At 46.1% G+C, this 26,562-nt stretch carries 24 protein-coding genes; 9 read left to right on the top strand and 15 right to left on the bottom strand.

Annotated features, from left to right (window positions below; all coding sequences use genetic code 11):
* Positions 1-19: 19 nt before the first annotated feature.
* The 3 genes from lpdA to CR164_RS01245 form a co-directional block, all read right to left on the bottom strand.
* On the bottom strand, positions 20-1,504 hold the full coding sequence (lpdA, locus tag CR164_RS01255) for a dihydrolipoyl dehydrogenase (protein WP_110022099.1): 1,485 nt from the start codon (positions 1,502-1,504) through the stop codon (positions 20-22).
* Positions 1,501-1,836 carry a hypothetical protein gene (locus CR164_RS01250; RefSeq protein WP_110022098.1) on the bottom strand — a complete coding sequence of 112 codons (336 nt, stop codon included), beginning with the start codon at positions 1,834-1,836 and terminating at the stop codon, positions 1,501-1,503. Before CR164_RS01250 ends, lpdA begins: the two co-directional genes overlap by 4 nt.
* Before the next feature lie 215 nt (positions 1,837-2,051).
* Entirely contained in the window at positions 2,052-5,174 is a 3,123-nt protein-coding gene (locus CR164_RS01245; protein ID WP_110022097.1) for a PAS domain S-box protein, read from the bottom strand.
* A 455-nt stretch (positions 5,175-5,629) separates the two neighbouring features.
* Here CR164_RS01245 and CR164_RS01240 point away from each other — a divergent pair, with 455 nt between their 5' ends.
* The 4 genes from CR164_RS01240 (at position 5,630) to CR164_RS01225 (ending at position 11,426) form a co-directional block, all read left to right on the top strand.
* Complete coding sequence (locus CR164_RS01240; protein WP_110022096.1) at positions 5,630-6,358, top strand: ABC transporter ATP-binding protein; 729 nt, start codon at positions 5,630-5,632, stop codon at positions 6,356-6,358.
* Positions 6,359-6,365: 7 nt separating this feature from the next.
* Positions 6,366-8,729 carry an ABC transporter permease gene (locus CR164_RS01235; protein ID WP_110022095.1) on the top strand — a complete coding sequence of 788 codons (2,364 nt, stop codon included), beginning with the start codon at positions 6,366-6,368 and terminating at the stop codon, positions 8,727-8,729.
* A gap of 212 nt (positions 8,730-8,941) precedes the next feature.
* The gene (locus CR164_RS01230) at positions 8,942-10,114 is read left to right on the top strand and encodes an efflux RND transporter periplasmic adaptor subunit (RefSeq protein ID WP_110022094.1); all 1,173 of its coding nucleotides are present in this window, start codon (positions 8,942-8,944) and stop codon (positions 10,112-10,114) included.
* Between the two features lie 22 nt (positions 10,115-10,136).
* Positions 10,137-11,426, top strand: coding sequence for a BaiN/RdsA family NAD(P)/FAD-dependent oxidoreductase (locus tag CR164_RS01225; protein ID WP_110022093.1), 1,290 nt, complete (start codon positions 10,137-10,139; stop codon positions 11,424-11,426).
* Here CR164_RS01225 and CR164_RS01220 read toward each other — a convergent pair.
* The 9 genes from CR164_RS01220 to CR164_RS01180 form a co-directional block, all read right to left on the bottom strand.
* Positions 11,423-12,352, bottom strand: a complete 930-nt coding sequence (locus tag CR164_RS01220; RefSeq protein WP_110022092.1) for a hypothetical protein — start codon at positions 12,350-12,352, stop codon at positions 11,423-11,425. The two genes, CR164_RS01225 and CR164_RS01220, sit on opposite strands and share 4 nt — an antisense overlap.
* 227 nt (positions 12,353-12,579) lie before the next feature.
* Positions 12,580-13,164, bottom strand: coding sequence for a DinB family protein (locus CR164_RS01215; RefSeq protein WP_110022091.1), 585 nt, complete (start codon positions 13,162-13,164; stop codon positions 12,580-12,582).
* 106 nt (positions 13,165-13,270) lie between these two features.
* Positions 13,271-13,870 carry a hypothetical protein gene (locus tag CR164_RS01210; protein ID WP_110022090.1) on the bottom strand — a complete coding sequence of 200 codons (600 nt, stop codon included), beginning with the start codon at positions 13,868-13,870 and terminating at the stop codon, positions 13,271-13,273.
* Between the two features lie 49 nt (positions 13,871-13,919).
* The gene (locus tag CR164_RS01205) at positions 13,920-16,049 is read right to left on the bottom strand and encodes an intermembrane phospholipid transport YdbH family protein (protein WP_110022089.1); all 2,130 of its coding nucleotides are present in this window, start codon (positions 16,047-16,049) and stop codon (positions 13,920-13,922) included.
* Between the two features lie 10 nt (positions 16,050-16,059).
* On the bottom strand, positions 16,060-16,416 hold the full coding sequence (locus tag CR164_RS01200; protein ID WP_110022088.1) for a YdbL family probable chaperone protein: 357 nt from the start codon (positions 16,414-16,416) through the stop codon (positions 16,060-16,062).
* A 15-nt stretch (positions 16,417-16,431) separates the two neighbouring features.
* Positions 16,432-16,638, bottom strand: a complete 207-nt coding sequence (locus CR164_RS01195) for a YnbE family lipoprotein (protein WP_110022087.1) — start codon at positions 16,636-16,638, stop codon at positions 16,432-16,434.
* 33 nt (positions 16,639-16,671) lie between these two features.
* Positions 16,672-17,184, bottom strand: coding sequence for a DUF2141 domain-containing protein (locus tag CR164_RS01190; protein ID WP_110022086.1), 513 nt, complete (start codon positions 17,182-17,184; stop codon positions 16,672-16,674).
* Between the two features lie 4 nt (positions 17,185-17,188).
* Positions 17,189-18,343: a SufB/SufD family protein gene (locus CR164_RS01185; protein ID WP_110022085.1), complete on the bottom strand. Its 1,155-nt coding sequence runs from the start codon at positions 18,341-18,343 to the stop codon at positions 17,189-17,191.
* 114 nt (positions 18,344-18,457) lie between these two features.
* Positions 18,458-19,216 (bottom strand): ABC transporter ATP-binding protein, encoded by a 759-nt coding sequence (locus CR164_RS01180; RefSeq protein WP_110022084.1) that lies wholly within the window; start codon positions 19,214-19,216, stop codon positions 18,458-18,460.
* A 177-nt stretch (positions 19,217-19,393) separates the two neighbouring features.
* Between CR164_RS01180 and trxA the strand changes: the two genes are divergently transcribed.
* On the top strand, positions 19,394-20,200 hold the full coding sequence (trxA, locus tag CR164_RS01175) for a thioredoxin (protein ID WP_110022083.1): 807 nt from the start codon (positions 19,394-19,396) through the stop codon (positions 20,198-20,200).
* Positions 20,201-20,278: 78 nt separating this feature from the next.
* Positions 20,279-20,875 (top strand): 5' nucleotidase, NT5C type, encoded by a 597-nt coding sequence (locus CR164_RS01170; protein WP_110022082.1) that lies wholly within the window; start codon positions 20,279-20,281, stop codon positions 20,873-20,875.
* An 85-nt stretch (positions 20,876-20,960) separates the two neighbouring features.
* Here the strand turns inward: CR164_RS01170 and CR164_RS01165 are convergent, their stop codons facing one another.
* Complete coding sequence (locus CR164_RS01165) at positions 20,961-22,145, bottom strand: class I SAM-dependent rRNA methyltransferase (RefSeq protein ID WP_110022081.1); 1,185 nt, start codon at positions 22,143-22,145, stop codon at positions 20,961-20,963.
* Positions 22,146-22,288: 143 nt separating this feature from the next.
* On the opposite strand from CR164_RS01165, the gene CR164_RS01160 reads away from it, so the two are divergent.
* Positions 22,289-23,146 carry a DUF4292 domain-containing protein gene (locus tag CR164_RS01160; protein WP_110022080.1) on the top strand — a complete coding sequence of 286 codons (858 nt, stop codon included), beginning with the start codon at positions 22,289-22,291 and terminating at the stop codon, positions 23,144-23,146.
* Positions 23,147-23,453: 307 nt separating this feature from the next.
* Here CR164_RS01160 and CR164_RS01155 read toward each other — a convergent pair whose 3' ends face one another.
* Positions 23,454-24,059 carry a superoxide dismutase gene (locus CR164_RS01155; protein ID WP_110022079.1) on the bottom strand — a complete coding sequence of 202 codons (606 nt, stop codon included), beginning with the start codon at positions 24,057-24,059 and terminating at the stop codon, positions 23,454-23,456.
* A gap of 193 nt (positions 24,060-24,252) precedes the next feature.
* Between CR164_RS01155 and CR164_RS01150 the strand changes: the two genes are divergently transcribed.
* Positions 24,253-24,594 (top strand): hypothetical protein, encoded by a 342-nt coding sequence (locus CR164_RS01150; RefSeq protein WP_110022078.1) that lies wholly within the window; start codon positions 24,253-24,255, stop codon positions 24,592-24,594.
* On the top strand, positions 24,584-25,237 hold the full coding sequence (coaE, locus tag CR164_RS01145) for a dephospho-CoA kinase (RefSeq protein ID WP_110022077.1): 654 nt from the start codon (positions 24,584-24,586) through the stop codon (positions 25,235-25,237). The genes CR164_RS01150 and coaE overlap by 11 nt, the downstream gene beginning before the upstream one ends.
* 27 nt (positions 25,238-25,264) lie before the next feature.
* Here the strand turns inward: coaE and tatC are convergent, their stop codons facing one another.
* A complete protein-coding gene (gene tatC / locus CR164_RS01140) occupies positions 25,265-26,140 on the bottom strand; it encodes a twin-arginine translocase subunit TatC (RefSeq protein ID WP_110022076.1) in 876 nt (291 codons plus the stop codon).
* Positions 26,141-26,562 lie beyond the last annotated feature (422 nt).

Raw genomic sequence — 26,562 nt, 5'->3', positions numbered from 1 at the left:
ATGGAAACGTTCTTGGGGTTTAAACGATCCTTTCAGGATCGCTTGTATCCGGCAGTTTTCCCTGGTAGCCGAAAAAGAACTGCAGGAGGCCGACAAGTGTTCCGGATTGCTTGCGGACGTACCATTGATCGGCGGCTCTTCTGTTTCCAAGTGCATAGGATGGGTAGGGGTGAATGGTATCGGACATTTGTCGGAGGGTAATTCCATTGCGCATTGCGAGCGCAAACTCGCTGATCAAATCTCCGGCATGAACACCCAGAATATCGACACCGAATATTTTGCCGTCGAAACCTGCAGCATAGATCCTTATCCAGCCTTCCGTTTCGCTTTCCGTAATGGCTCTATCTATTTTGCTGAACGGGAATCGATAGAGCTCATAGCCGACGTGTTTGCTTTGAAGAGCCTCTTCTGTTTCGCCGACATGCGCCATTTCGGGTTCCGTATAGGTACACCAGGGAACGTGCCGGTCGTCCGTTCTCATCGGAAGGTGGGTCAACATTTTACTCGCGGCGACTTTTGCCATGTGTTCGGCCATATGGGTAAACTGCGGGCCCCCTGCAACGTCTCCACAGGCATAGATATGGTGACGGGATGTTTGGCAACTCTCATTGACGACGATACCTCTTTTGTGCGTGTCCACTCCGATTGCCTCAAGGTTCAATGTTTCGATATTCGCTTGTCTTCCGGATGCAACAAGAAGTGTGTCTCCCTCTACACTAAAGGAGTTTCCGTTTTTTTTATCCTCAGCGGTTACTATTATACTGCCATTCTTTTTCTCCACTTTTTTAACTGTGGTGTTCAGCTTGAAGGTGATGCCTTCACCGGTTAACATATCATGCAGAATTGCTGTTAGTTCGGGGTGGTCTTTGGGGAGAATTCTGTCGTTGAAATCAAAAACAGTTACATCGGAGCCGAGCCTTGTGAATGCCTGGCCCATTTCGGTTCCAATTGGTCCGGCACCGATGACCAGAAGCTTTTTCGGCTGTTTTTCTATAGAAAAAATGGTTTCATTTGTCAGATAGGGAACGGTTTCAAGGCCTTCAATCGGGGGTATGACCGGTCTGCTTCCTGTAGCGATCACTATGTTTTTGGCACGAAGGGTCTGAGGGTTCATGCCCTCTTTTGTTATGATAACCGTATGTTCATCTGAGAAACTTCCCTGGCCTTCGACGACCGTTATGCCCATCTTTTCATAAATTTCAGGAGCATCGGCTTCATGATAAACGTTTTGCTGGACTGTATGGACCCGTTTCATGACTGTTTTAAAGTCGATAGTCGGATTGTCGGCTGTGATGCCGTACTTCCCGGCTTCACGAACAGTTTGTGCTACTTTGGCTGATTTAAGCAGTGTCTTGCTTGGAATACAGCCGTACCAGGTACAGTCTCCTCCCAGTTTTTTCTCCTCGACCATCGCGGTTTTCGCACCTAATGATGCTGAAACTCCAGCAGCTGTCAAACCTGCGGCCCCACCGCCGATAACGATAACGTCGTAATCGAAGTTCATCTGCTTTCTCCTGTTTGCGAAATCTGTTTGCTGATTTTTTTTATCGTTGACCATGCTCCCAAACCGACAAGCAGGATAATAAAAAGGTATACCCATAAAGGTACGTTCCTGCCTGCAATGATGAGATAGAGATAAGCTGAAATAAAAAAGAAGCCAGTAAGCAGCGCTGGTAGCACAGCTGGTTTTTTCTGTTTCAGGTTTCTGACAAGCCATGCAAGTGAGAGCGTGAAAAAAGGTATTGCGCCGATATATATTGCTCCAAAAATAAACGGATTGACTCCGTATTCAGCGCCAAGCCCCATGAACCATGTATAGAGAGCATCGGTGTCCATAGAGATATTTTTTTGAGTAAAGGGTATGCTGTTTTTCTGATAACGCTATGAATCCATCAGTTCGTTCCATAGAAATGAGTAGGGGAATTTTGTATCTTTTGCGTGCGATGTATTGCCCTGTGAATTTCGAAAAGATTATGTTTTTCTTTTTTTTCCGGCAATGGGGAGGAACTGAAAAATTTTGATGATCAGCTTGAGGTCTTCGGGTTTCATCGTTAACGATCGAAATCGGCTTCATTATCAGTGCTTTTCTGCCATTCCTTCATTAATGGCAGAAACACCGAAATGGATGTCCCTTTATCTTTTTTGCTCTCGACAGTTATTTCTCCGTTATGACCCTGGACGATCCCATAGACAACTGAAAGTCCCAACCCCGTTCCTTTACCCACTTCTTTTGTCGTGTAAAACGGATCGAACATTTTGTCAATTTCATCCTTTGCCATACCTTTTCCTGTATCTTTTACCGTGATTACGGCGTATTGTTGATTTTCCTTGAGATTTTTGTGGCTGGAGGCCATGAATTTTTCAATGATTGTTTTCTTGAGAACAACGGTGAGTATTCTGGGTTCCGTTTCCATTGCCTGCCAGGCGTTTGTACAAAGGTTCATGATGATTTGCTGGATCTGGGAAGCATCACACATGATCATATCGTCAAATTCTTCTATCAGTTTTTCTATCTTGACGGTGGTTGGAATGGAGTGTATCAGGAAATCAAGCGATTCTTTGATAAGTGGTTGTAGTTTCTGTGGCAGGAGATTTTGAGGTTTCTGTCTGCTGAAGGTCAGTATCTGCTGGACAAGCCTTTTGGCCTGCTTTGCGGCTTTCAACACAGCATGAAGATCTTGAACAGCGTCACTTTCCGGCGGCAGATTATGGATTGCGATTTCGGTAAATCCTATGATCGGAGTCAGTATGTTGTTGAAGTCGTGAGCAATGCCTCCTGAAAGTGTCCCGAGAGTTTCAAGTTTGTGACTGTTGTGAAGCTGATGTTCAAGCTTTCTTTTTTGTTCCTCCGCTTTTTTCTGTTCGGAAAGATCTATTGAAATGCCGATGATGCCCTCTGTTTCCCCCTGTTTATTAAACAGTGGGAATTTATTGGTGAGAACCGGAATAATTGTTCCATCCGGCAAAATCATCTCTTCTTCCATGTTTATGATCGGCTGTTTGGTTTCCAAAACTTTTTTGTCGTTAAAACGGTAGGTATTTGCTATTCCTTTAGGAAAAATATCATAGTCTGTTTTTCCTATCATCTGTTCAGGCGGAAAGATGTTATGTTGCTTGAGCGCATAGCGGTTGATGAATGTGTAATAAAGGTCTTTGTCTTTCATGAATATATAGGCCGGAACCGATCCGGAGACAGTTTCCAGCATTACGGTTTTTTCCAGAAGTTCCGATTCTGTCTTTTTTCGAGTGGTGATATCACGGAAGATACTGTATATGACATTGCGTTTGTCGAGCTTCATTTTGTGACGGATGATTTCGACAGGTATTGTATGACCGTCTTTATGCTGAACAGCGGATTCAATCGGTGTGCTTGTTCTGAATTTCCACGGTTCAGTTTCATGTTCAGAGAAAGATTCTGCGACGGTTTTCTGCTGATTTTCAGGGTGTAGTGAAGCTATGTGTCTTCCGATAAGTTTTTCTTTTGCAAACCCGGTCAATATCGACGCTTTCTCATTTGCTCCTGTAATGATGCCGCTTGATGCATCAGCAAGAAAAATAGCATCGGGTGATCCTTCGAAAAGAGATCGAAAACGTGCTTCGTTTTCTTTTAAAACGTTCTGGTAACGAACCTGGTTGGTGATGTCGATACTCGATACTCCGAACATTGATGGGGGGGCGTTCTCGAAACGTATAGGGAAGAGGACACTATGAAAAAATTGTTCATGATTGTTGATATGGATATGATCCCTCGCCATGATGGGGACATTTGTTGCGGTGACCTTTTCGATTCGTTTCAAAAATACCTTGACGAGTTCGGGGGGCAGCAGATCAGCAAGGTTTTTTCCAATAATTTTTTCTTTCGGCATCTTGAAAAATTCTGCTGTTGCTTTATTGACCATGAGGTATTTGCCTTCAGGTGAGCAGATGGTGATCAAGGTGGGAGTGTGGTCATAAAATGCCTGTATTTCTGCTGCAAGTTTTTCAAGATTTTTGCGCGATTGGAGGCTGCGTTCTATCCTTATGGTCAGCAGGAGGGTTCCTGCAAAAAGAATCAGGCCGGTGAAAAGAGGGAGCGTTACATAGTCGAGTTTTACCGGAAGGATTGCTTTTAGTTTGTTTGCCGGGATAAAGGAAACCATATACCAGTGGAAAATACCTGAATCGATGAGTGCGCTTTTTGGCAGGGGATGAATTTTTTTGAATGAGAAAAGCCCACTTTTTGTATGAAACTGGCTGTTTTCGGCGTCAATGATGCGTGCCCATTCATCGGGAAAATGTGTGGCGAAAGTGATTGCTTTTTCTGTTCCCGGGAACATGAAGCCCCAATTGTTGTCGTCCGGAGCTCCAGCCAAATAAAAGCCTTCATCGTTCAAGAGCATCAGTTCGTTGTGTCGGGTGGAAAGGTGGAAGCCAAGGGATTCTACAAGCGGTTTGCCTAAGAGGTTGATGATTGCGAAGCCACGTTTTTTGCCGCGTGAATCAAAAACTGATCTGGCAAAGCGAAGTGTTGGCTTATTCGGCTGTTCGATATTCCTGTGTTCGACGTTCAGGTCGAAGGGTGATATGTATACATCGTTACCCTTTAACGTTTGTATAGCCGTGAAATAATATCGATGTTTTTTTTCCTGAAGTTGTGATTCCTTGACGGCACGGGCTTTTTTTAACGGGTCATAATTGATGCGGATCACCTCTTTTCCGCTGTCGTCAAGAAAGCGAATCTGATCATAAGTGGTTTTAGCATTGCTGAGAGAGGTCAGGGTTTTTTTTAATCTTTCGGCAGCTGTTCCATGGAAATTTTCAAGAGCATCGGGAACTTCGGGTAGTGAAGCGATGAAATGCAGATCCTGGATTGTGTCTTCAATCTTGTCTGCCAGGCATCTTTCCTTGTCAAGCATGTTTTTTTCGGAAGCATTTCTGATTTCTTTCATATTACGTGACAGGTCGTTCCTGTAGATGTAGATACTCATCCAAACTATCACGGCCATTATGGGCAGAAAAATGAGTGCCGATTGAAGCAGTACTCTGGGGCGTTTGAGCTCCTTGGGCAAAATCGTTTTCATGGCTTCGGGGGTAAGGCCATTGTTTTTTGTTAAATACTTTTTTACTCGAGGAAAGCCAAGGTGGTGCACTTTTCCTCCACTTCTTTTTCCATGAAGTTCGTTGGGTTTTCTCATCGCATGCCGATCCTCTTTCAGAGACCGGCATGCGATGAGGTTGCTCTGATGCTTTCCCTCAATGTTTCAGAAAAAGACTCTGGGGGGTGCTTTTTTGCATCAAAAATACTTTGTTTGATGCTGGATTTCATTCCCATTTTAATCAACCATATATGGTATAGAATGCATCAAAATCCTTGCTGTTTCCTTTCTTTTTTTACAATGTACAGGACTTTTATAAAAGGGTAAAAACATCTGTCAGAATAGTGTTCGTCAGTTGTTTACTTGTTTTTTGTTTAGTGCATGACTTGAGATGTTTCGATGGAGGTTCGTTATATATGGCGAGAAGCGGCCTGCAAAAACTTGACTTTTCAACAAAGTGAACGGACGTGGGAGTGGTGAGTTCGGTGTATATTACAGTATGAAAATCAATGGAATAAGGCAGTTAAAGAGCGAAAAATCGGCTTAAACTTTTTATGGTGTATAACCGGACTGGCAAGGGCGAGGAAGTACTTCATTTGGATAGGGTGAGCAAGATCTACACGATGGGTGAGGTACAGGTCGAAGCATTGAAGCATGTTTCTGTAGACTTCTACGAAAGTGAGCTTGTTGTGCTTCTTGGTAGTTCCGGCAGCGGTAAGTCTACTCTTTTGAATATCATCGGTGGACTCGATGTGCCTTCGGAAGGACAACTTTATTTTCGTGGGAAGGAAATGACTGCGGCAACCGAGGATAATTTAACTGTTTATCGAAGAGAGTCCATAGGTTTTGTTTTTCAGTTCTACAATCTTATTTCCAGTCTTACCGCTCTTGAAAACGTCCAGCTGGTGACAGAAATATCCTCAAACCCCATGTCGGCCGAGGAGGCGCTGAGACTCGTCAATCTTTCAGAGCGGATGCATCATTTTCCTGCACAACTGTCAGGTGGGGAGCAACAGCGTGTCGCCATTGCGCGCGCGGTTGCCAAGCGTCCTGAATTGCTGCTTTGTGATGAGCCTACCGGGGCACTTGACTATGAGACCGGCAAGCTGGTTCTCGAGGTTATACGCAAGGTGAACGAAGAACTGGGGACTACGACGCTGGTGATTACGCACAATGTTTCCATCGCGGCTATGGCTGACAGGGTGATCCGCATGAGGAGCGGCGAAATTACCGAGATCGAGAGCAACAAGAAAAAACTGTCACCTTCTGAACTGAGCTGGTAGCAAGAGCATGAAACAGCTGAACAGGAAACTGCTGCGTGAACTGCTGCGCATGAAAAGCCAGATGCTGGCTGTAGCGGCGGTTGTTGCCTGTGGTATTTCTGTGTTCGTTTCCATGAGCAGTGTGGAATACTCGTTAAGAGAGACCAAAGTACGGTATTACAGCGACTACCGTTTTGCCGATGTTTTCATGCAGGCAAAACGGGCACCTGAAGTCATGCTGGAAAACGTGAGGGATATTCGCGGGGTCGCAGCAGTCAGGTCTCGTATTGTTGCTGACGTGACACTTGATGTGCCGGGCCTGAACGAACCGGCAAGTGGAAGGCTGGTATCGATGCCGGACAGGAAACGGCCGGTTCTCAACGACGTGTTTCTTCGGGAAGGCCGCTACATGGAAGCAGGGCATCCGGAAGAGGTGATAGCCAGTGAAACCTTTATGGAGGCAAATGGTCTTCAGATAGGCGATCGTGTAGGCGCGGTGATCAATGGGCGCTGGAAAGAGCTGGTAATCGTAGGCAAGGGGCTTTCTCCGGAATATATCTATGAGGTACAACCGGGAGCGTTTTTCCCGGATAACCGGCGTTTCGGGGTATTCTGGATGAGCCGTGATGCATTGGAGGCGGCGTTGGACATGACAGGGGCGTTCAACGACCTTTCCCTTACTCTTGCTCATGGCGCGTCGGAAAAAGATGTTATCCAGAGATTGGACGACATGTTTAGTCGTTACGGCTCTCTTGGGGCGTATGGAAGGAGTGAACAGCTTTCCGATCGGTTCATTTCCGATGAAATCAAGCAGGTGGGCATGCAGATTACCGTACTGCCGACCATCTTTCTTGCTGTCGCCGTGTTTCTGCTCAATATCGTACTGAAGAGGCTTGTGAGTACGCAGAGAGATCAGATCGCAGTGATGAAAGCCGTCGGATATACAAATGAGGAAGTAGGACTGCATTATCTGGGGTTTGCCATGGTTCCTGTGGGCATAGGTGCCGTGGCCGGTACTGCGCTCGGTGTCTGGCTCGGTCTGGGCTTGACCAAGGTTTATGAGGGTTTTTACAATTTTGCCGAACTGATCTACTATTTCCGTTTTGAAGAAGTGGCTTTATCGGTGCTGCTCAGTGCCGGGGCGGCGCTTGTAGGAGCGCTCAGTGCGGTTAGTCAGGCTGTCTCACTGCCGCCGGCCGAAGCAATGCGTCCCGAAGCTCCTGTTGTTTACAAACCGGGAGTTCTTGACCGTAAAGAGTTTCAGAAAAAAATTCCGGTTTCAGTACGCATCATCGTGAGAAATCTGGAACGGCGGATATGGAAAGCAGCTATTTCAGTGCTTATGATCGCTTTTGCCGTTGCGATTCTCATAGCAGGGCGTTACGGCTATGATGCGGTAAACCATATCATGCTGGTCGAGTTCAACGAGAAGCATCGAGAGGATCTCACGGTTATTTTCAACGAGTCAAGGCCGTATTCGGTGCAATACGATCTTGCTTCACTGGATGGAGTCCTGGAGCAGGAATTCTATCGAGAGGAGCCTGCAAGGCTGGTTTATGAGCACCGGTCGCGCCGCCAATCTATAACCGGTCTGAAAACTTCCAACGGACTGAAACGTCTGGTGGATGCGCAGAAGCGTCAATTTCAACTTCCGGAAAGCGGCTTGCTTGTAACCTCAACGCTTGCAGATGTTCTCGGAATATCTCCGGGAGATACCCTGACTGTCGAGTTTCTGCAAGGAAAACGGCGAACTGTGAGGGTGCCTGTTGGAGGTGTGATTGATGAACTGCTTGGACTATCGGCATATATGCGCATAGAAGAGCTGGACCGTCTCACGGAGGAAAGGGGAATAGTGAGTGCGGCCTACCTGAAAATTGACGAGGCCAAGTCTGAAAAGCTGTTCGCAGATTTCAAGGAAATGCCCGGTGTAGCTGGAACGTCGATGCTCAAGGCCATGCTGGAAAGTTTTGAGGAGCTGATAGCCCAGAGTACGACGGCATCGACGGTTATTTTCACTACCTTTGCAAGCATTCTGGCTTTTGCCGTGGTGTATAACGGGGCGAGAATTTCACTTTCTGAACGGGCAAGGGAGCTTTCAAGCCTTCGTGTCCTGGGGTTGACTAGACATGAGATTGCTGTTATCCTGCTTGGAGAGCAAGCGATTCTGACGATCATCGCTATTCCTGTGGGATTTTTGATCGGCATAGGTCTTTCTGTCCTGCTTGCTCTTGGGTTAAGCTCGGAACTGTACCGGATGCCTGTGGTTTTCAGCAACTTTAACTTTATTTTTGCGCTGATTGTTATCGTCGTCGTGGCTGTTTTTTCAGGTCTTATGGTGAACTTCCGGTTGAACCGGCTTGATCTGATAGCGGTTCTGAAGACGAGGGAGTAGGAAGATTGTTGATCTGTTGAGTCATTGAAATTGTAGGGGGGCCGACATGTCGGGATGCGTGCCCGTGTTGGGTGCTGAGCAATGTGGGGAGAACGTTATGTGCTAAGTGTTATGGTGGCCGGTTAACTTGGTAGCTGGATGGTTCGATAGCAGAAGCAGGATTGCGGGATTCCAAGTGGGACTTTGAATAAATGCTTTAATTAAAAAGGAGAATGAAACTTTCAAAGACACAGCGTATTGCGGCAATCTCGGGGGTGGTTGTTGCCGGTATTTTGATATTTGTGATGATGCCGTCGCCCTTACAGGTTGATTCTGAATCTATCCGGAGAGGGGAACTGACAGTGACCCTTGACGGCGAGGGCATGACAAGAGTGCGCGACAGCTTTACTGTTGCTTCCCCGGTGAACGGCAGGGTAGAGCGCATTACACTTGAAGAGGGTGATTTTGTGCAAAAAAACAGTGTTGTCGCCCGTGTGACACCTCCCCCGCTCAATACCCGCGAGTTTGAGGAAGCCGAAGCCAGATCCCGTTCGGCAGAAGCTGTGCTTGAAGCCGCCCGTGCAAGTGAACGGCAGGTCAAAGTTGATCTGGACCAGGCGGCCAGAAAATACAACCGCTACAAAAATCTCTACAGGAAAGGGGCTGTTGCAGCCGAGACCTTTGAGGATGTAAAAACGGCCTGGCAGGTTCTTCAAAAACAGCACCAGGCAGCTCTGCTCAACGTGGAGTCAGCCCGCTATGACCTGGAAGCAGCCCGTTCAGTTATCGGTAAGCCGGGAAGCGGCAACACCGTTGATATTCTTGCGCCCGACAGCGGCAGGGTGTTGAGGGTGTTTGAAAAAAGCGAGCGCGTTGTTTCTGCCGGAACTCCACTGGTTGAGATGGGCAATCCGGAAGATATTGAAGTGGTCATCGATGTTCTTTCTTCGGATGCAGTCAGGGTTGAACGTGGGATGAACGTACAGATCGAGGAGTGGGGAGGGAGCACTGCGCTCAAAGGGTTTGTCAAAACTGTCGAGCCTGCTGCGTTTACGAAAATTTCGTCACTGGGTATCGAGGAGAAACGGGTCAACATCATTGTTGATCTGGAAGAGCCGGAATCAAGGCTTGGCGACAATTACCGTATACAGGCAAAGATTATACTGTGGCAAGATGAGGGTATTCTACAGGTGCCTATCAGCAGTATTTTTCGGGGTGACCAGGGGTGGAATGTTTTTGTGATCAAAAAAGGCAAGGCAGTAAGGCAACCGATAACAATAGGAATGCGTGGGACTTACTATGCTGAAGTTCTCGACGGCCTTGAAGAGGAGGATGTCGTCGTGGTGCATCCGACGAATGATCTCGAGGAAGGAATGCGGGTGAAAGTGATGAAAAGGGGCAAATAAAAAAAGTCGATGGGAATGTTTGATGCGGAAGATTTCTGATACAGTGCATTCTGATGTCCTCATCATCGGTGGTGGGTCTTCTGGCATGTGTGCCGCCATTGCTGCAAGGAAAAAAGCCCGTAGTTGTGGCTTTGCTGATAAGGACTTTCAGGTAACTATTCTCGAGCGGAATCGGCGGCCCGGGGTAAAGATTGGCATTTCGGGGGGAGGTAAGTGTAACATCACTCACGATGGAACGGTTGATGAGCTGCTCGAAAAAGGCTTTTTTCGCAAGTCCGAACAGCGTTTTTTGCGACATGCTCTTTATGCTTTTTCCAATAAAGATCTGCTGGAACTGCTTGAACGCCAGGGGTTGCGAACGGTTGTTCGCTATGATGGCAGAGTGTTTCCTGGATCAGGGCGTGCCGATGATGTCCTGAAAGTCTTCGAGAGAGAACTCGAGAGCTCGTTGATACAGGTGCTTACAGGTGAAAGGGTGAAGCGTGTTGAGAACTTGAATGGTGTTTTCAGGATTATGACTGAAACGCGAGAATTCAGTGCGGATATGCTGGTAGTGGCTACAGGTGGAGTTTCGTACCCTCAAACCGGTACTCAGGGAGATGGTTTGAAAATCGCGTGTTCCTTCGGTCATAAGATAACGAAACCACTGCCCGCTCTTGCACCGATATATCTTGACAATGCTCCTTCACGGACGCTTGTGGGGGTTTCTCTTCGGGATGTCACCCTGAAGGTTGAAACGGATAGTAACAGTGTTGCTCGAACCGGAGACCTGCTGATAACGCACAAGGGCTTGTCTGGGCCTGCCTGTTTGTCTCTTTCTCGTGAAGTGGCTGAGATGCGGGTAGAGGCAGGTGAGAGCCGGGTAATGATTGATTTTTTCCCGAATTGTTCTGCAGAAACCCTTGGGAAAAAACTGCAGGAGCATGCATTTGCGAAAGGGGGACAGTTGATACGCAGGTTTCTTCAACAGCAGACCACTATTCCTTCTTCCTTTGTTCCCCTGATTATGCAGCGGTCAGGTATCGATCAGGAAGAGAAATGGGGGAACCTCACTAAAAAAGCAAGGCGGTCACTCGAGCTTGTCCTGCAGAATTTTGCTTTTGGCCTTGTTAAGGCAATTCCTCTTGAGGCCGGAGAGGTTTCGGCTGGCGGGGTAGTCTTGAAAGAAGTGAATCCGAAAACCATGGAGTCAAAGAAATGCAGAAACCTCTTTCTTTGCGGAGAACTTCTTGACTACACTGGTGAAATTGGAGGGTTCAATCTCCAGGCGGCATTTTCAACGGGTTGGCTTGCGGGTTGGTCGGTTCGTTAACCGGTGCATGCATAAGCAGGCAAACTCGTTTTGAGCGAATGTTTTCTTACATCGAACGAATAAAGATCGAGCCTGAAAGGCGCGCTGTTGTTGAAAAAAACAGCATCTTTTTCAAAACGTATTTTCAGTGGTACGCTGATTTTGCGTTCATCTCCGCATACGTTGTTTTTCACTCCCGGTTTGAAAATTTGTTTGCCGCCACCTGGAAAATATACTGATACTTCATTGTCTATTGTGCTGAGACCAGAGACCAGCCCATCTTTGTTGAACTGAAGTGAGTTCAGATCGCCATGTATTCCGTTAGGTTCATTGTCGAACGCTATCATTATGCCGATAGGTGTTGGTATTTCCGTTTTTTTCTGCGGTTCGAAGGAGCGCAACGTTCCGTTTTCGTAAAATGCAGCACCTTTTCTGAACACTTTTTCCCCATATGGGGTTGAGATTGTTGCTTTCTCGCCCGGCCATAGTGTCAGGCTTTTGAGTCCCCCCTGTTCATAGAACTGTAGCGATAGCAACTTGGCTTTTATGTATCCGGTTGGCGTGTCCAATGTTGATTCCTCTGCAAGCGTCAACTCATTCTGCCATGACCAGAAACCGCTGAGCTTCCCGTCAAGTGGAAATATTCTTTTAATGGCCCCGCTTTCGTAAAACGTGATCAGTTCGGCTGGAATTTCTCCGAAAGGTGTTTTTACCTTTGTCTGATGTTGGAGCGGGAGTGATTTGACAGCCCCGCTTTTGAAGAAATAGACGGGTTTTTTTGATCGTCTTCCAATATCTTCGGTTTCGAATTGCGGTATGAGTTCACCGAACGGAGTGGTGAGAATGTTTTTTTTCGAGACAATACAGCCGTCAACTTTTTTGGTGGAAAAAAGTGGATCGAACGTTACTCCGGCGAGCCGACCGTAAAGAGTGTCGATGGATGTCATGGCAAATGAGTTGAGTGCTTGAAAGTCAGGACTTGTGAAAACATCTTCTAAACGTTTAACATCAAAATATGTGCCAGACTGTTGTTTTTCGATTAATGTGTTGTAATGAAATTGGTTATGATATTATCAGATTGGGAGGAAGAATGGAAAAAGAATACTGAAATGTGGGAATAGGTGAATTTATTACATTTTTGTGGGTAGGCGAGTTGGCATGGATGAAGGGAGGATCAGATGGATGATGGGTTTTTCTCTTGATCTTTCAGTTGTTTTCCTGGGTAGATATCGCAGCTCATTCCGTATAGATCACATGTGTTTACGGATCTGCCTGTCATTTTAAGATAGTAGTATAGCTGCTCTTTGTGCTGGTTGAGATGCAATATCATATGTAAAAGACGCTGGCCGAGTATCATGGGATGTCTTGTCCAGGGAGCCGGTGCATACTTGCCGGCCAGCTCTTCTTCTGTGCATTTTTTTAGGCTTTTCAAGGCGAGCTTTCGATCTTCGGAAAGCAGTTTTCTTGCATCTGCTACGGTGTTGATCATGGGGAGCATGTTGGCCGGTGGGAAAATCTGTTGCATGTCAAGGTCATTCAGCGCATATTCTTCGCGGATATCCCATGCCCCGCTGATCAGTCCGTCGAAAGTACTGCCACATGCATCGGTCATATGCATGAGCAGTTGCCCCATACTCATCCAGTTGCTTCCGTGATCGGGTTTCCAGTCCAGTTCATCATCCCGGACCAGGCTTATAAGGTGGTCTGTTACGCCGTATGTATAGTCGATTTCCACTGAAAGAAGATCCTTCCATTTCATACGATATGAATTCGAATTGAGGGGGTTGGGATTTTTCAGTGTATAATATACGCAAAATCGCAGTCTGTTTTCATCGTTCGGAATTTTTCTGCGGGCAAAACGAGTTTCACGTGTCGAGTGGTCCGTAGTAGGCTATGACTGTATTCGAAGGGGAGCCTACAGGTTCACCCATGGCATCGAGTGCAATAACACGAATATAATAGGTTATGGCTTTTTTTGAGGTTTCACCGGCTTGCACATCGACGAATTCCTCGAATTCAATCTCGAAAAAATTGATATTTCCAAGATCGAATTGACTTATAACCGGGCCGCTTGCTACGAACCCGTCGGGTTTTTTCCAGTCAAGCAGAGTGTTGGTGAACGGAGATTCAGCCACCTGCCAGACAGCGAACTCTGCTTTATTGTCCCTTTGCAATCGAAACCACCAGTTCAGTTTTTCACGGCTACTACCAATAGTGGCTTTTTCATTGAAGGTAAACAGGTTTTGTTGAGCGATGGTTCCGCTTCCTGTCCAGATTTGCAGATACATGCTGGTGTGTTCGCTGGCGTGTTCTTTTTTTTCAACCAGGGCGGTGTCTTTTGCGCTTTCGTCTTTTTCTTGTGAAAAAAGCCGGAGAATCGGATGGCTGCCGTATGGCCCTGTATTTGACGGGATAGAACCGGTCAGTATAGTCAAAGCGACGAGGGGGATCAGTAGATGTGTCAAAAGTACATTCTCCGTTTTTAAAATTTTAATATAATGAGGTCAAGATGTATTATTGCTGTTGCAAGGCTTTTTCAGAAATTGCTTGTTCGATACTGGTCGATATAGTAAGACTTTTCAACAATTCAAGCAGATTCTGTTCGACATTCAGGTTAAGGTGGATAGGCCTACCTTCCTGGAATGAGGGGTTGACACCTTTCAGTTGAAGACGAATAACTGATTGTCCATCCGGGCTCATACTGATAGAGGAGATCAGTTCGGAATAAAGAAAATTACTCAAAGCTTCATAAGTAAGTTTCAAACTTTCGTTTGCAGCCGCCCTTTCCTCGGGGGTTGTTGAATAGATTATCTGGCCGGTTTGATCGGCATCCATATTACCTGTGGGGATTTCAAAAAGCTGATCTTTGATAATCACCGGGATTTTTCCACGAACAGTTCCTGTCGCATAGATTTTTTTCATGCCTTGCAGGTCAAGCAGTTTCTGCAGGGGTATACGGTCTAAAATCAGTTCTGTTTCTGCCGTATGTTTTGCCATGTCGAAATCTACATGTTCTATCGCAACCAGGCCATCCATAAATCCTGCTGAGAACTCTGAAAGGGAAATCATGGATGGGTTGTTTTTTACATGCCAGAGGTCAAGGATTCCTTTTGGGGACAACAGCTCCAACGTCCCTCCTGATGTTTTGCGTGTCATTTGTTTCAGCTCGAAGTCGATTGTTGTTTTTCCTTCAGTATCTCGAGAGAGCTGTAAGTCGGGCTCACTGTATGTGTAAGTGGCATCGGATGTTTGCGAACTGAAAATAGTATCCTTTTCACCTTTTTTCTGACGAGGAGGAGTGTGAAGAATGGAGCCATTGCCTTTGGACGACAGACGAGCATTGTTTATCGCAAATTTTCCCTCCATTATGCTCAGCGGTACCGTACCGCTGACTTCTCCTTTCAGAGATCCTTTGAAGTCACCATGCAGGCGCATTTGTTCGGGCAGGTGAATGTTTTCCAATTTCAAAATGAAAGACTGTTTTTGCCGGGCTGCGTCATAGACAGCAGGTCCTGAACTCAGGGTTCCGCCGAGAAAACCGGTGGATAGGCTTTTTAATGCTATACCCGGAAGGTTTGCATTCTCGTTGTTCAGAGCAAAGGTCGCGTTGAGATTGGTAAAAAGATCATGTGGATTTTTGCTTGCTGGAGTGATAATGGAAAGCCAGGGGAGGCCTTCCAGGGAGTAATACATCAGTTTTGTGCCGGGATTTGCTCGAATGGTCGCATTGTGAATTCTGATCACGGAATCTCGGAACTCTATCGGTATGGATCCGCTCAATTCTCCTTTGGCGAAAGGCCTGTCGGGTTCGGTTCCCTTGAAACCGGGTAGTTTTTCAAGTGGCAGGCTATCCAGGAGCAGGGTGAAACTGGTTTCCTCTTCGAGCGGATCATAATCTATTCTCGGTGTTTTTGCCCTGAGACCGAACAGGTCGACAGAGCATTCTTTAAAAGTTATTCCGCAAATGTTTTCCGGGTCCTGGGTGAAACCGAAAAGTGCTTCAAAATTGGCGAGAGGAACTGATTGACCATCTGAATGCAGGGAAGCAACGCTGAGAAGAGCAGGTTTTTGGATCCATTCGCCTTTGCGGTCGATCGTGAACCTGTAGTTGATACCTTCGAATCTGAGGTTGTTTATAGCGAGAGAACCGTTTTCAATACCGTATTGGAACGATTCCGGTTCAAAAGTAAAGGTTAATCCCTCCTTTCGGGTAATATTCACATTCCCTGTCACAGAAGGATTGCTTTCTTTGAACGACAATCCCCCCTCCTGAACGATGTTGATCGAGTCAGCTTCAAGTTCAAGATCGAGAGATAGAATTTTCGGAATCAATCCGGTTGCACTGGAATTGTTGTTTTGCAGGCTTTTCCAGTGCAGTTTGCCGTTATGAACAGTAAGCCGATATCTGGCAGAACTGTTTGTGCATGAATCGGGCGGAGTATCGAATACAGCCTCGAGCCTGTCGAATGTTATTCCGGAGAGACCTTGTAAGCCGGAATTGCTTATCTGTATACTGATATTTGTTCCCTCGACGGCCCTGTCGATCAAAGACTGGGCATATCGAGGAAACGTAAGCCATGCAACTGCTGTAACAGTAATGATGACAAGCAGTGCGGCAATGAAAATGCGTAATACCCATTTCACGGTGAACAGTTTACTTTTGCATCCACCTTCCCTGAATCTTTACCCAGGTTCCAGCTGGAAATTCAGGATAGCGCTTTTCAAACGTTGCTTGGCCGGCGATTTCAGGAGAGACACCATTTTTTTTCGCAAGGGAAGCATAAGCGGTGCGCCGTTGGTTGTTGACTGAGCTCACGAGTGGCTGTGCCTCCTTTGTCGCTCCGGGTGGAATGGCGAGATAACCGTTATCAACTTCTCCAGCCAGACCTTTTGAAAGGGCGGTTTGGAGATCGATTGCAAAAAGTCCGGGACTGAATGAGAGCAGTAACGTTATGAAAAGCACAAATGTTTTCAGGCTACGAGATGCAGGTGTAAATGTTGATGTTTTCATGTCAGACCTCCCTGGTTAAAAAATATCTGTTCTTTCATCGAGCATGTTCTCGATGTCCTTGTCGAGCCTTACCCTTATTTCATGATCGATCTTGATATTCATGTTGATCGTTATGGGTTTTTCCGGCGCCTCGACTTTGACCGTTGGTTTGCAGGAGATGAGGGCAATACTGCATAAAAGGCCTATCATGGACCCTTTTGCGATGGATGGTGTTGTTTTCATATTTTTCCGGTTTACTATGTGGTGAAAATATCGCTATAAATACATCATGTCTATCACCATTGATATGTTTTCCCGATCGAGAACAAAGCCCGATTCATCGAACTTGGGCGGGCCGAACCTGACTTTTGGGTTATTGGAGGTTCCGAATCCTTCTTTTGGTTTGCCTATCCAGGTTTTATCCATTTTTTGATTTTCGTTTTCATCATGAAGAACACTGAGTGCATAGGTCCCGTAAGGAATGTTTTCTATAACGATTTCACCGGGTGATTCCTTTGTTGCAATACTTGCAAGAGCAAATGCCTTTTCTGGTTTATCAGGAAATCCTTTTTCACTGGTAAAAAGGGCAATGTTCAGAGCTCCCTCGGAATTTCTGATGTTGTCGATGCGGATAGCGATACGGCCTTTTGGGCCAGACAGATCTTTTGTTTCAGCGAGGTCGGTGAACTGAACGGGAACAGTTCCGTCAACATTCCTTTGCTCGGCGGCCAGAGGTGGAGTAATAAAAAGAAACAGGAGCAGGATTGATAAGGATAACGTACTTTTCATGGGGTTAAAACATGCTTTTTTCACTTTCGGTAACGGCTTTGTCTATTTCTGTTTTCAATTCAGGCGGTAAGCCCATGATGTCGATGTTAAGGAACCCTCGAACAATTGCTGAACTTGCTTCTTCTTCGTCCAGTCCACGGATCATGAGGTATTCAAGTTCTTCTTTGGCGATTTTTCCAACAGCGGCTTCGTGCGAAAGCTCAACGCCTTCGGCGCGTCCGTCGAGTTCCGGAATGGCTTGTATGATGCCGTTATTGAGCAACAAGCCCTGACATTCGAGATGTCCTTTTGCCGGGGAGCAGTTTGCCTGGATATGTCCACGCGCAATAATGTGTCCACCTGCGGCAATCGCATGTGAGATGATTTCTGTTCTGGTATCAGCTGCATCGAGGATAACTCGATTGCCGACGTCCATGAAAGTGTTTTCGGTAGAAACCAGAACGGAGTTGAAACGGGCGACCGATCCAGCACCTTTCAATGTGATCAGCGGGTTCATCTGAAGGTTGCGTACCGGTTTGAGGCTGACATAATTGCTGAGGAAAATCCCCCCGGCTTCGACCTGACCGGCTGAACGTGGGCGCACCTCGACATTTTCACCCCAGTTATGAACCATGGTGAAGGTAAGGCTGGCATTTTTTTCAACATAAAATTCGGATATACCGATATGTGCGGCAGACTGGTCGGCTTCCGTCGTTGTGCAGCCGGAAAGAATGTGCGCTTCGGCACCTTCTTCCACGATGATGAGGTTATGAACGCTCTGGCCAACCTTGTTCGTGTGCATCATCAGACAGGATTGTACCGGAGCGGTGAGTTTGGCTCCTTTTTTGACGCGTATGACATAGCCGCCGTGTGTGTTCTCCGCGGCAAGTTTTGTGAACTCGTCTTTATCGGGTTTCAGCAGGTTCCACTGCAGGTCGGCCAATCCTTCATGTATAGAAAGGGCTAAACCGAGAGGGAGTATTTCGACTCCGGGGTCATAGGATTTACAAAATGCATGATTATGGTCAATCTGCACGAACGAGGCGCTGGTGTTTTTTTCCGATACGTCGAATCCGGCCATTTTCATGCTTGCCTTTTCGCCTTTTTCAAGCCTTTTCAGATCGTCAATCTCTTTGCTTTCATGATCGGAAAACTCGTATTTGGACAGATCAACTTTCACCGTTAATGATTGTTTACAGGTGGTTCAAAAATTCAGTTCAAAGTGTGCTGTACCATACTTTACTAAATAAGACGGTTTTATCGTTCATTTCCGTCGGTACAAGGTTAGAATCTCTCAGCTGAGACATCTGATACATTCTTTATAGCCGTATTTTTTCAAGTGATCCAGAATTCGTTTCGGATTGTCGGCACAGCAAAGGTGGCCGTCATAAAGAACGTGGCCGCGGTCAGCAGCAATATAGTCAAGAATATAGCCGGTATGTGTGATGATCAGGCCGGATGTTTTCCGTTCATGCATGAGTTCATGCATGGTATGCTCTGCATCCGGTTCAGAGGTTCCTTCCAGGAGCTCCCTGATCATGTTGCCTATCAGGTCCATGTTTTCCACATCGACGCCTGACTCCGGCTCATCGAACAGCAAGAGGTCGGGTTGCTGGGCCATCAATTGAAGGATTTCTGAACGTTTGATCTCCCCGCCGGAAAAGCCCAGATTGATGTCCCTGTCCAGAAAAGTTTCAAGGTTGACTTTTTTTGCCAGAGTATCGATGTCAATCTTTCTTTCCCCTGCGCACATTTTGACGAGTCCCCTTGTTTTCAGGCCATGGATTGACGGAGGACGTTGCATCGACATGCCGATTCCCTTTCTTGCACGTTTATGAACCGGAAGGTTTGTAATGTCTTCACCGTCGAAGAGGATTCGGCCTTCGGTAACATCGTAGTTACCTATTCCCATGATGGTGTACAAAAGGGTGGTTTTGCCTGAACCGTTCGGCCCGAAAAGAATAACGGTTTCTCCATCATCTATCGATAGATTGATGCCCTCGAGTACAGGATTGCCCTGGATGGAAACATGAAGATTTTCAAGAGTAATCATATGAGAATGGGTTCAAAGATGATTGAGCTGCCGGCTTGACATCGAGCGGTATCTCATTGCAAGATAGAAAACTTGATTTTTTCATGGACGGGTAACCCCATGTTTTTTTGCATATGATCATTATTTTCCTTTGAGCACAGTTGAGTCTATGTACAAATATTTCAACAAAGAAAAAATATGCAAGAAAATACGTTTGATTTTAGCCGTGATGTTATAGGGAAGAGTAAGGATATTCCGGTTCTCGTTGATTTTTGGGCGGAATGGTGTGGGCCTTGCAGAATGCTCGGGCCGGTGCTTGAAAGCGTTGCAGCAAAACATGCTGGAGAATGTATCCTTGTAAAAATCAATACCGAAGAACATCCGGACGTGGCACGTGAGTACGGTATCATGAGTATTCCCGCTGTAAAGCTCTTTATTGATGGTGCGGTTGTTGATGAATTTGTCGGGGCTTTGCCTGAGGGGCAGATAGAGCAGTGGTTGAGGAAGTCACTTCCGGGAAAATATGCCGATCGGCTCAAGGAAGCTGAGCTGCTTACCATGAAGGGAGATGAAGCTGCTGCAGTTTCAATTTTCGAGGAGATACTTGAAAATGAACCTGGAAATGTACGTGCAGCATCGATGCTTATGAAACTGAAAATTTTCCCTGCACCCGAGCAGGCAGCTGACCTTGTTGACAGACTTGAGGGTGATTTCGATTATGCAGAGCTCGTTGGTGCTGCAAGAACGCTCATTGCTCTTTTAATGAAAAAGGCCGATGATTTTCCGGAAGACGGCATCCGGAATCATTATCTTAAAGCGATAAATGAGTTGAGGGAACAGGAATTCGACGCAGCTCTTGACGATTTCATCGAGGTAATCAGAGAAAACCGTTATTACGATGACGACGGTGCCCGTAAAGCATGCATTGCAATCTTCAAGTATCTTGGTGAAGACCATCCGGTTACGTTGAAACATCGGAGAGTCTTCGATAGAGCACTTTATTAGTGCCTGAGGCTTTGCAAGTGAATATGACATTCTCTTTCTCGTGTGACTGAATGGCACATAAACGCTAACCTTTGACGTATGGGAAAACCTGAAAAAAGTAAGCCAGTCATCGGGGTGGACCTCGATGGGGTCTGTGCTGATTTTTATGGGCGAATGCGGGAGATTGCCGCAGAATGGTTCGAACTTTCCGTTGACGAGTTGACAACTGATGTTTCTTATGGGTTGAAGGAGTGGGGTATTTCAGGGAAAAAGCAATACGAGAGCCTGCATCGGTACGCGTTGAACCAGAGGGGACTTTTCAAGACCATGCCCATGATTGTCGGAGCGAGAAAATACCTGAGAAAGTTATCCGATGAGGGGTTCCATATCAGAATTATCACTCACCGGCTGTTCCTCCACTATTCGCATGCTTCAGCTGTGGAGCAGACTATTTCATGGCTTGATGGTCATGGCATTCCTTACTGGGACCTTTGTTTCATGAAGGAGAAGTCGGAAGTTGGTGCTGATATCTATGTTGAGGACACGCCGGATAATATCGAACAGTTGCGGAAAAAAGGTCTCTACACCATTTGTTTTGCCAACAGTACCAACAAGGCTATAACCGAACCACGCGCGTCTTCATGGAAAGAGGTGTATGAATTGGTGCACTCTTTTTCTGAAAAATCTTCTGCATGATAAGGTTTTGACTCTTGTTATGTCATAGGGTTGTTGTCGAAAAGCTGTCATGCAGAAGATTTTCAATGGCTTGTGCCCATATGCCTCACATCTCGTTGACATAGAAGCAGGCGAACTTGAGGTAATGAGTCTCGGGCATGGAGAGCAGTATAGGGTGATCTGCGGGTTGGGTATTTCTGAAGACCTGGCGTAACTGTTTTTTTTGTGTGAACGAGGCTTGACGAATGACTCCAAGAAAGTCCTCTTCTGAAACATGGTGCGAGCATGAGGCGGTTGCAAGAAAGCCGCCGTTTCTGACGAGCTGAAGCCCGAGTTTGTTGAGCTTTTTATATGCATGCAGTGCTGATGGCAGGTTCTTGCGGCTTTTTGTAAAACTTGGCGGATCGAGAATAACCAGGTCGTAAGACTTTTTTTCCTCAACCAGCTGGGTTAGAACGTCAAAAGCATCTCCTTTAATCAGTGCGTAGTTCGAGAGCTTGTTCAGGATGGCATTTTCTTCTGCACGTTGTAACGCATCGGTAGATATATCGACCATGGTGGCGGATTTGGCTCCTCCAAAAAGTGCATTCAGTCCGAATCCTCCGTCACTGGTAAACACATCGAGAGTTTCCGCTCCGTGAGCGATTTTACGGACGATGCGCCTGTTGTCCCTCTGGTCGAGGAAAAAGCCGGTTTTGTGTCCCTCCAGAAGATTGATGAGGTACTGCAGCCCGGTGTCATGGATGGTCTGAACAGCATCTGCAGAAGTGCCATGCACGATTTTTTTATACAAGGGAAGCCCTTCGAGTTCCCGGAGAACGGATTCGTTTCGAACAACGACAGAAGATGGTTGAAAAAGGTCGAGAAGGACATCGCAGATAAGCGGCAGATGACGATCCATGCCGGCCGAAAATGCCTGCACAGCGATGGCTTTGTTGAAACAATCGACAACCAGACCTGGGAGACCATCGGACTCGCCATGTATGAGTCTGAAAGCGTTTGTATCGGACTCGGGGTAGAGTTTCTTTCTCAGGTCAAGGGCATTGAGGATTTTTTTTCTGAAAAAATCGCCGTTTGGAATCTCTCCTGTCCTTGACAGCAACCGGAAGGCAATAAGGGAATGAGGATTGTAGAACCCTGTGCCCACGAACTTGTTGTCGTGAGTATAGAGTTTGACGGTTTCTCCTGCAGTAATATCTTTCGGGAGTGATTGCAGTTCGTTACTGAATGACCAGAGATGGCCCTTGAACAGCCTGCGATGTTCTTTCGGTTTGAGGTACAGAGAGTCCATAAATAAAGCGGGTCGAATTTTGGTGACGCAATTTGCGTATTATATCAATGAATTAATGTAGGGATAAAAAAAGAACAGCTTAAAAAAAGAATATTCGCCATATTCTCAATATTCTTGACCTATTCATTATCCAAGATTTTTCGATGAAACAAGCCTTTAGAGGGTTCCTGTACGTTTTTTTTGTGTTTTTTGCCGCAGGGTGTGCGGATTTCAGAACAGTTACAATTGAAGAGTGGCCTACAGAAAGCGTTGAGCTTAGCGAGGATCTCGCAGAGCTTTATCGTGATGTTTCGGAGGCGTCCAAAGTGGTGGCTGCCATCGATGGGTATGCCGATATCTGGATCAGGACACCGAAAAGAGGGGAGCACTTATACTGTACCGTACAGCTTGAACGATCAAAAGACACGCGCATAATAGTCAGTGCGGGAGTTGTTGGGTGGCCGGTGGCCGATATGCTGTTTCGGCCTGATTCCCTCTTTGTTCACGATATGCTGAACAACCGGCTTCTTGTAGGAAGAAACCATCCTGATAATCTTGAGAAAATTCTTGGATTGGGGGCTGGTTATGAGTTTCTGTCTGATGTTCTGGCCGGTGTAGTGGCTGTCGACGAGCCTGTTCAGTCAATAGAAAGGGTTTATAAAGGAGCGGGAAAAGTTAGTTTTGTCGTTGTTGTAGAAGGTGGAAAAAAAGAGTTGCTGGTAAATCCATTGACACGAAATATCGAAGGATTGCTTTTTATCGACTCTCGTGGTCGAAAACAGGTGGAAGTGCACTTCAGGCAGTTCTCGCCATATGCTCTCGAAGGCAAGACGGTCAACCTTCCAGGTGAAATTGATGTCATGATGTTCAATCCTGGTGTGGATGGCAACGGAAAGCATGAGCTGGTCATCGCATACGATGAGCGTGTCGTCAATCCAGCCGATCTCGATATTCAGTTCAAGATGCCGGAAAAAGTGAAAATTATCGATCTGGACAGGGTTGTTCAACTTCCCTGGATGTAGAACTTGCCGGAACATATGTTCCGGCTGCCTTGCTCTCGAAACATCGGGGGCATGCATTCATGGTTGATGATTCGGCAGGTATTTTCTGCGCTTTGAGATGGGTCCATATGAGCTTCATACGGCTCATAAGTCAGGAACAGGAACCAGCAACGGCTTCCATAGAAGAGTCGAGTTGCTCCGAGAATTAGAAGTGCAGACTTCACAGGTGGTATGACTTTTTCCTGTGACTGATGAATGGAAATTGATGGCTGTGAGGCTGCCCTTTTGAGACAGCCTCTTTCACTTAGTCATGGATTGTGATTCAGCTTTACACCTGAGCGTTGAGGAAGTTCTGTGAAGCGAAGTCCCAGTTCAATAACTCGTCGATGAAAGCTGTTATATAGTCAGGGCGACGGTTTTGATAATCGAGATAGTATGCATGTTCCCAGACGTCAATGGTCAGGATCGGATGCATACCGCTTGTCAGAGGATTTTGTGCATTGGGGGTTTTAACGATTTTCAGCTGTCCGTTGTCAAGAGCGAGCCATGCCCATCCACTGCCGAATTGTGTTGCAGCGGCATTGGCAAATTCTGCTTTGAATGAATCGTAGCCGCCGAAATCAGCATCGATTTTATCCGCTATTTCCCCGGACGGTTTTCCCCCTCCGTTCGGAGAGAGACTGTTCCAGTAAAAAGAGTGGTTCCATGCTTGTGCACCATTGTTGAACACTCCGGTTTTTTCCGGATCGTTGACTACTGCGATGAAAACATCTTCTATGCTTTGATCGTCATGGGCGGTGCCAGCTACCATGTCGTTGAATTTTTTTACATAGGTCGCATGATGTTTACCGTAATGAAAGCTTATGGTGTTAGCTGAGATGTGGGGTTCAAGAGCATTTTCAGCATAGGGTAGCGCCGGTTGTGTGTATGCCATGAGAGTTGAAGGTTTAAATTAAAAGTGCCATTAGAACGAGATGTGGTTTTTTAACTCTTGCCATAAAGATTTAGTTTCTCTTGCAGATGAATTTTTTGATAATTCCTTTTCTTGTCGATACTTTTGTCTTCTTTTCAAGATTTTTGCAGCTTTTTTAATCGACATCGGATAGGTTAATCTAAAAGGAGTCGTCATGAGGTCTCGAAAAGCCGGAATGTATGCTCTGTGCGGTGCTGTTCTTCTTTTCATATTCTTTGGGCAGGGATGTACTCGAAGTGAACAGCCTGTTCTGAGTGAGGCTGACAGAAAATTTGCTGCGTTTTATGCAGATTATTTGGTGCTGTCCGGGGTGACTGTCAGTGAATCGGAAAATGTCTCTCTGATCGGAGGCAAGCACATTGATTCATTGTTTGAGATACATGCATTGACCTTCGAAGGTTTTAACGAACGGACAGATGTCTATAAGGAGAACCCCAAGCTGTGGCGGGCGGTTTTGCTTCAGGTAAGAAACAACCTGCAACAGGATGATCGTTGAAGCAAAGACAGTGCAGCGTGCTCCTTTGCTTGTCGGTATAACGGGAGGGCTTGGTTGTGGAAAAAGCAGTGTGAGCAGTATATTTGCCGAAATGGGGTGTGCTGTTTTTGAGGCTGACAAGGTTGCCAAAGAGCTTCAGCTTGAAGATCCGGAAATAGTTGCAGGGATAAAAAAGCTTTTCGGTGACGAGGTGTATTTTCTGGATAAAGCCGGAGAGTTGGCATTGGACAGACGGCATATCGCCCGGAAGGTTTTTGTTGATTCCTCTTTGTTAGGGCAGTTGAACGAATTGATTCATCCGAAAGTTTTCAAGGCTTTTCAGCGTGCAGTTCAAAAGGCTTCGAGGTCAGGGGTGAAAATACTTGTAAAAGAAGCGGCGATCCTGCTCGAGTCTGGTGGCGATAAAGGGTTGGATATGGTAGTGGTTGTTGTGGCTGATCTCGATAAAAGGGTGGATCGCGCGATGAAGAAAGGAATGGGAACCCGTGAAGAAATCATGCATCGTATTCGGTCTCAGTGGCCCCAGACAAAGCTGGTCGAGCGGGCTGATTTTGTGATAGAAAACAATGGTTCGTTAAAGGAACTTGAAAGAGCTGTTCATGAACTTTATCACAAGATCATGAGCCAGGCCGAATTGAGCTGACGAAGCCGAAAGCCTTGCTTTTACTGCTTATTTTGAGGTGACTTTCGGTGCACTCGCCAAAGCATCGTTTTTCCGGTTCACATAGCCTGAAATACCAATACTGAGTTCGTAGAGCAGGATCATCGGTATCGCAATGACAAGCTGTGTAACGATATCGGTAGAGGGGGTGACGACGGCGGCAAGGATTAAAAGTGTGACAATGGCATGCTTGCGGTAGAAGCGCATGAAGGCGGGAGTCAGCAGTCCTATCTTGGAAAGAATATATGAGATGAACGGCAGTTCGAAGACAATGCCTGTCGTGAGAAGTGCTCCAATGAAGAAGCTGACGTAGTCTTGAACAGCGATGTTGTTTTCGATAAGAGGGGTTCCGAATCTGGCAAAAAACTTGAGTGAGATCGGCATGAAAATGAAGTACCCGAAGGCGATGCCTGCAAAAAATGAAAGCGAAATGAAGGAAATGATAAAACGTGTTGCAGCTCTCTCTTTTTGCTTCAATCCGGGTAACACGAATTGCCAGATCTGGTGGACGAGATAAGGGAAAGAAAGTATGAAACCCGAAAAAAATATTACTTGGAGATACAGAGAAATTTGTCCGTACGGCACGAGGTTTTGCAAAACAACGGTGTCACTACTGTTCTTTAATGGCGCAATAAGAACCTGATTGACAAGCGTGTCCGAAAAAAGTGCACAGAGAGCCATTACCACGATAAGCACAATTCCACTCTTGATGAGTCGGCTGCGCAGTTCATCGAGATGCTCGATAAAATTCATTTCTGTAATACCGGAACTGTCATCCTCTTCATGCTCGTGTTCGGCAAGATCACGCTCTCTTGCTTCAATTTCAGCATCCATCAGCTGCGAAGCAGGTGATTTGGATTTTGAGGATTCTGTTTCATTGCTCATGCTGCACAACAGCTTGTTTGTCGGGAACTCGTTTGCTTTTCCTTGCTTAGGTAAGCCAGGGAGCAAGCTGGTTTATTACTGAACCGAAACATACTAATAAACATACCAATCGTGAGCAAATTGTTTTTTAGAGGTTGATCTGTTGGTTGATAACGTATTGATGGATAATATTTTACTAAAACCTTTGCCCGGTAATGGTTGCTGGTTTACAAGCAGTGAACGGGGTGGATTTATCGGTTCATGGATAAGCACGATACAAAAATAACGAAGAAGTGATATGATAAAAAGAGAGCGTGGAGGTTCACTATGAGCTTTATCTGACATAGTGTCGGCTGTATAAATAAGAGAGAAGTGTAATTGATGATTTTTTTTCTCGTTATTTGAATATTTTTGCGACATAAGGAATTTTACATCCGGTTTCA

Source organism: Prosthecochloris marina (assembly GCF_003182595.1).
GTDB classification, from domain to species: domain Bacteria; phylum Bacteroidota; class Chlorobiia; order Chlorobiales; family Chlorobiaceae; genus Prosthecochloris; species Prosthecochloris marina.
Note: the sequence above shows the minus strand (reverse complement) of the source record. Positions and strands in the feature narration are given on the sequence as shown.

Bases quoted from the DNA above. Each gene is read 5' to 3' on its own strand.
- lpdA (WP_110022099.1), bottom strand. From the start codon at position 1,504: ATGAACTTCGATTACGACGTTATCGTTATCGGCGGTGGGGCCGCAGGT.
- CR164_RS01250 (WP_110022098.1), bottom strand. From the start codon at position 1,836: ATGGACACCGATGCTCTCTATACATGGTTCATGGGGCTTGGCGCTGAA.
- CR164_RS01245 (WP_110022097.1), bottom strand. From the start codon at position 5,174: ATGAGAAAACCCAACGAACTTCATGGAAAAAGAAGTGGAGGAAAAGTG.
- CR164_RS01240 (WP_110022096.1), top strand. From the start codon at position 5,630: ATGGTGTATAACCGGACTGGCAAGGGCGAGGAAGTACTTCATTTGGAT.
- CR164_RS01235 (WP_110022095.1), top strand. From the start codon at position 6,366: ATGAAACAGCTGAACAGGAAACTGCTGCGTGAACTGCTGCGCATGAAA.
- CR164_RS01230 (WP_110022094.1), top strand. From the start codon at position 8,942: ATGAAACTTTCAAAGACACAGCGTATTGCGGCAATCTCGGGGGTGGTT.
- CR164_RS01225 (WP_110022093.1), top strand. From the start codon at position 10,137: ATGCGGAAGATTTCTGATACAGTGCATTCTGATGTCCTCATCATCGGT.
- CR164_RS01220 (WP_110022092.1), bottom strand. From the start codon at position 12,352: ATGACATCCATCGACACTCTTTACGGTCGGCTCGCCGGAGTAACGTTC.
- CR164_RS01215 (WP_110022091.1), bottom strand. From the start codon at position 13,164: ATGAAATGGAAGGATCTTCTTTCAGTGGAAATCGACTATACATACGGC.
- CR164_RS01200 (WP_110022088.1), bottom strand. From the start codon at position 16,416: ATGAAAACATCAACATTTACACCTGCATCTCGTAGCCTGAAAACATTT.
- CR164_RS01195 (WP_110022087.1), bottom strand. From the start codon at position 16,638: ATGAAAACAACACCATCCATCGCAAAAGGGTCCATGATAGGCCTTTTA.
- CR164_RS01190 (WP_110022086.1), bottom strand. From the start codon at position 17,184: ATGAAAAGTACGTTATCCTTATCAATCCTGCTCCTGTTTCTTTTTATT.
- CR164_RS01180 (WP_110022084.1), bottom strand. From the start codon at position 19,216: ATGATTACTCTTGAAAATCTTCATGTTTCCATCCAGGGCAATCCTGTA.
- trxA (WP_110022083.1), top strand. From the start codon at position 19,394: ATGCAAGAAAATACGTTTGATTTTAGCCGTGATGTTATAGGGAAGAGT.
- CR164_RS01170 (WP_110022082.1), top strand. From the start codon at position 20,279: ATGGGAAAACCTGAAAAAAGTAAGCCAGTCATCGGGGTGGACCTCGAT.
- CR164_RS01165 (WP_110022081.1), bottom strand. From the start codon at position 22,145: ATGGACTCTCTGTACCTCAAACCGAAAGAACATCGCAGGCTGTTCAAG.
- CR164_RS01160 (WP_110022080.1), top strand. From the start codon at position 22,289: ATGAAACAAGCCTTTAGAGGGTTCCTGTACGTTTTTTTTGTGTTTTTT.
- CR164_RS01155 (WP_110022079.1), bottom strand. From the start codon at position 24,059: ATGGCATACACACAACCGGCGCTACCCTATGCTGAAAATGCTCTTGAA.
- CR164_RS01150 (WP_110022078.1), top strand. From the start codon at position 24,253: ATGAGGTCTCGAAAAGCCGGAATGTATGCTCTGTGCGGTGCTGTTCTT.
- coaE (WP_110022077.1), top strand. From the start codon at position 24,584: ATGATCGTTGAAGCAAAGACAGTGCAGCGTGCTCCTTTGCTTGTCGGT.
- tatC (WP_110022076.1), bottom strand. From the start codon at position 26,140: ATGAGCAATGAAACAGAATCCTCAAAATCCAAATCACCTGCTTCGCAG.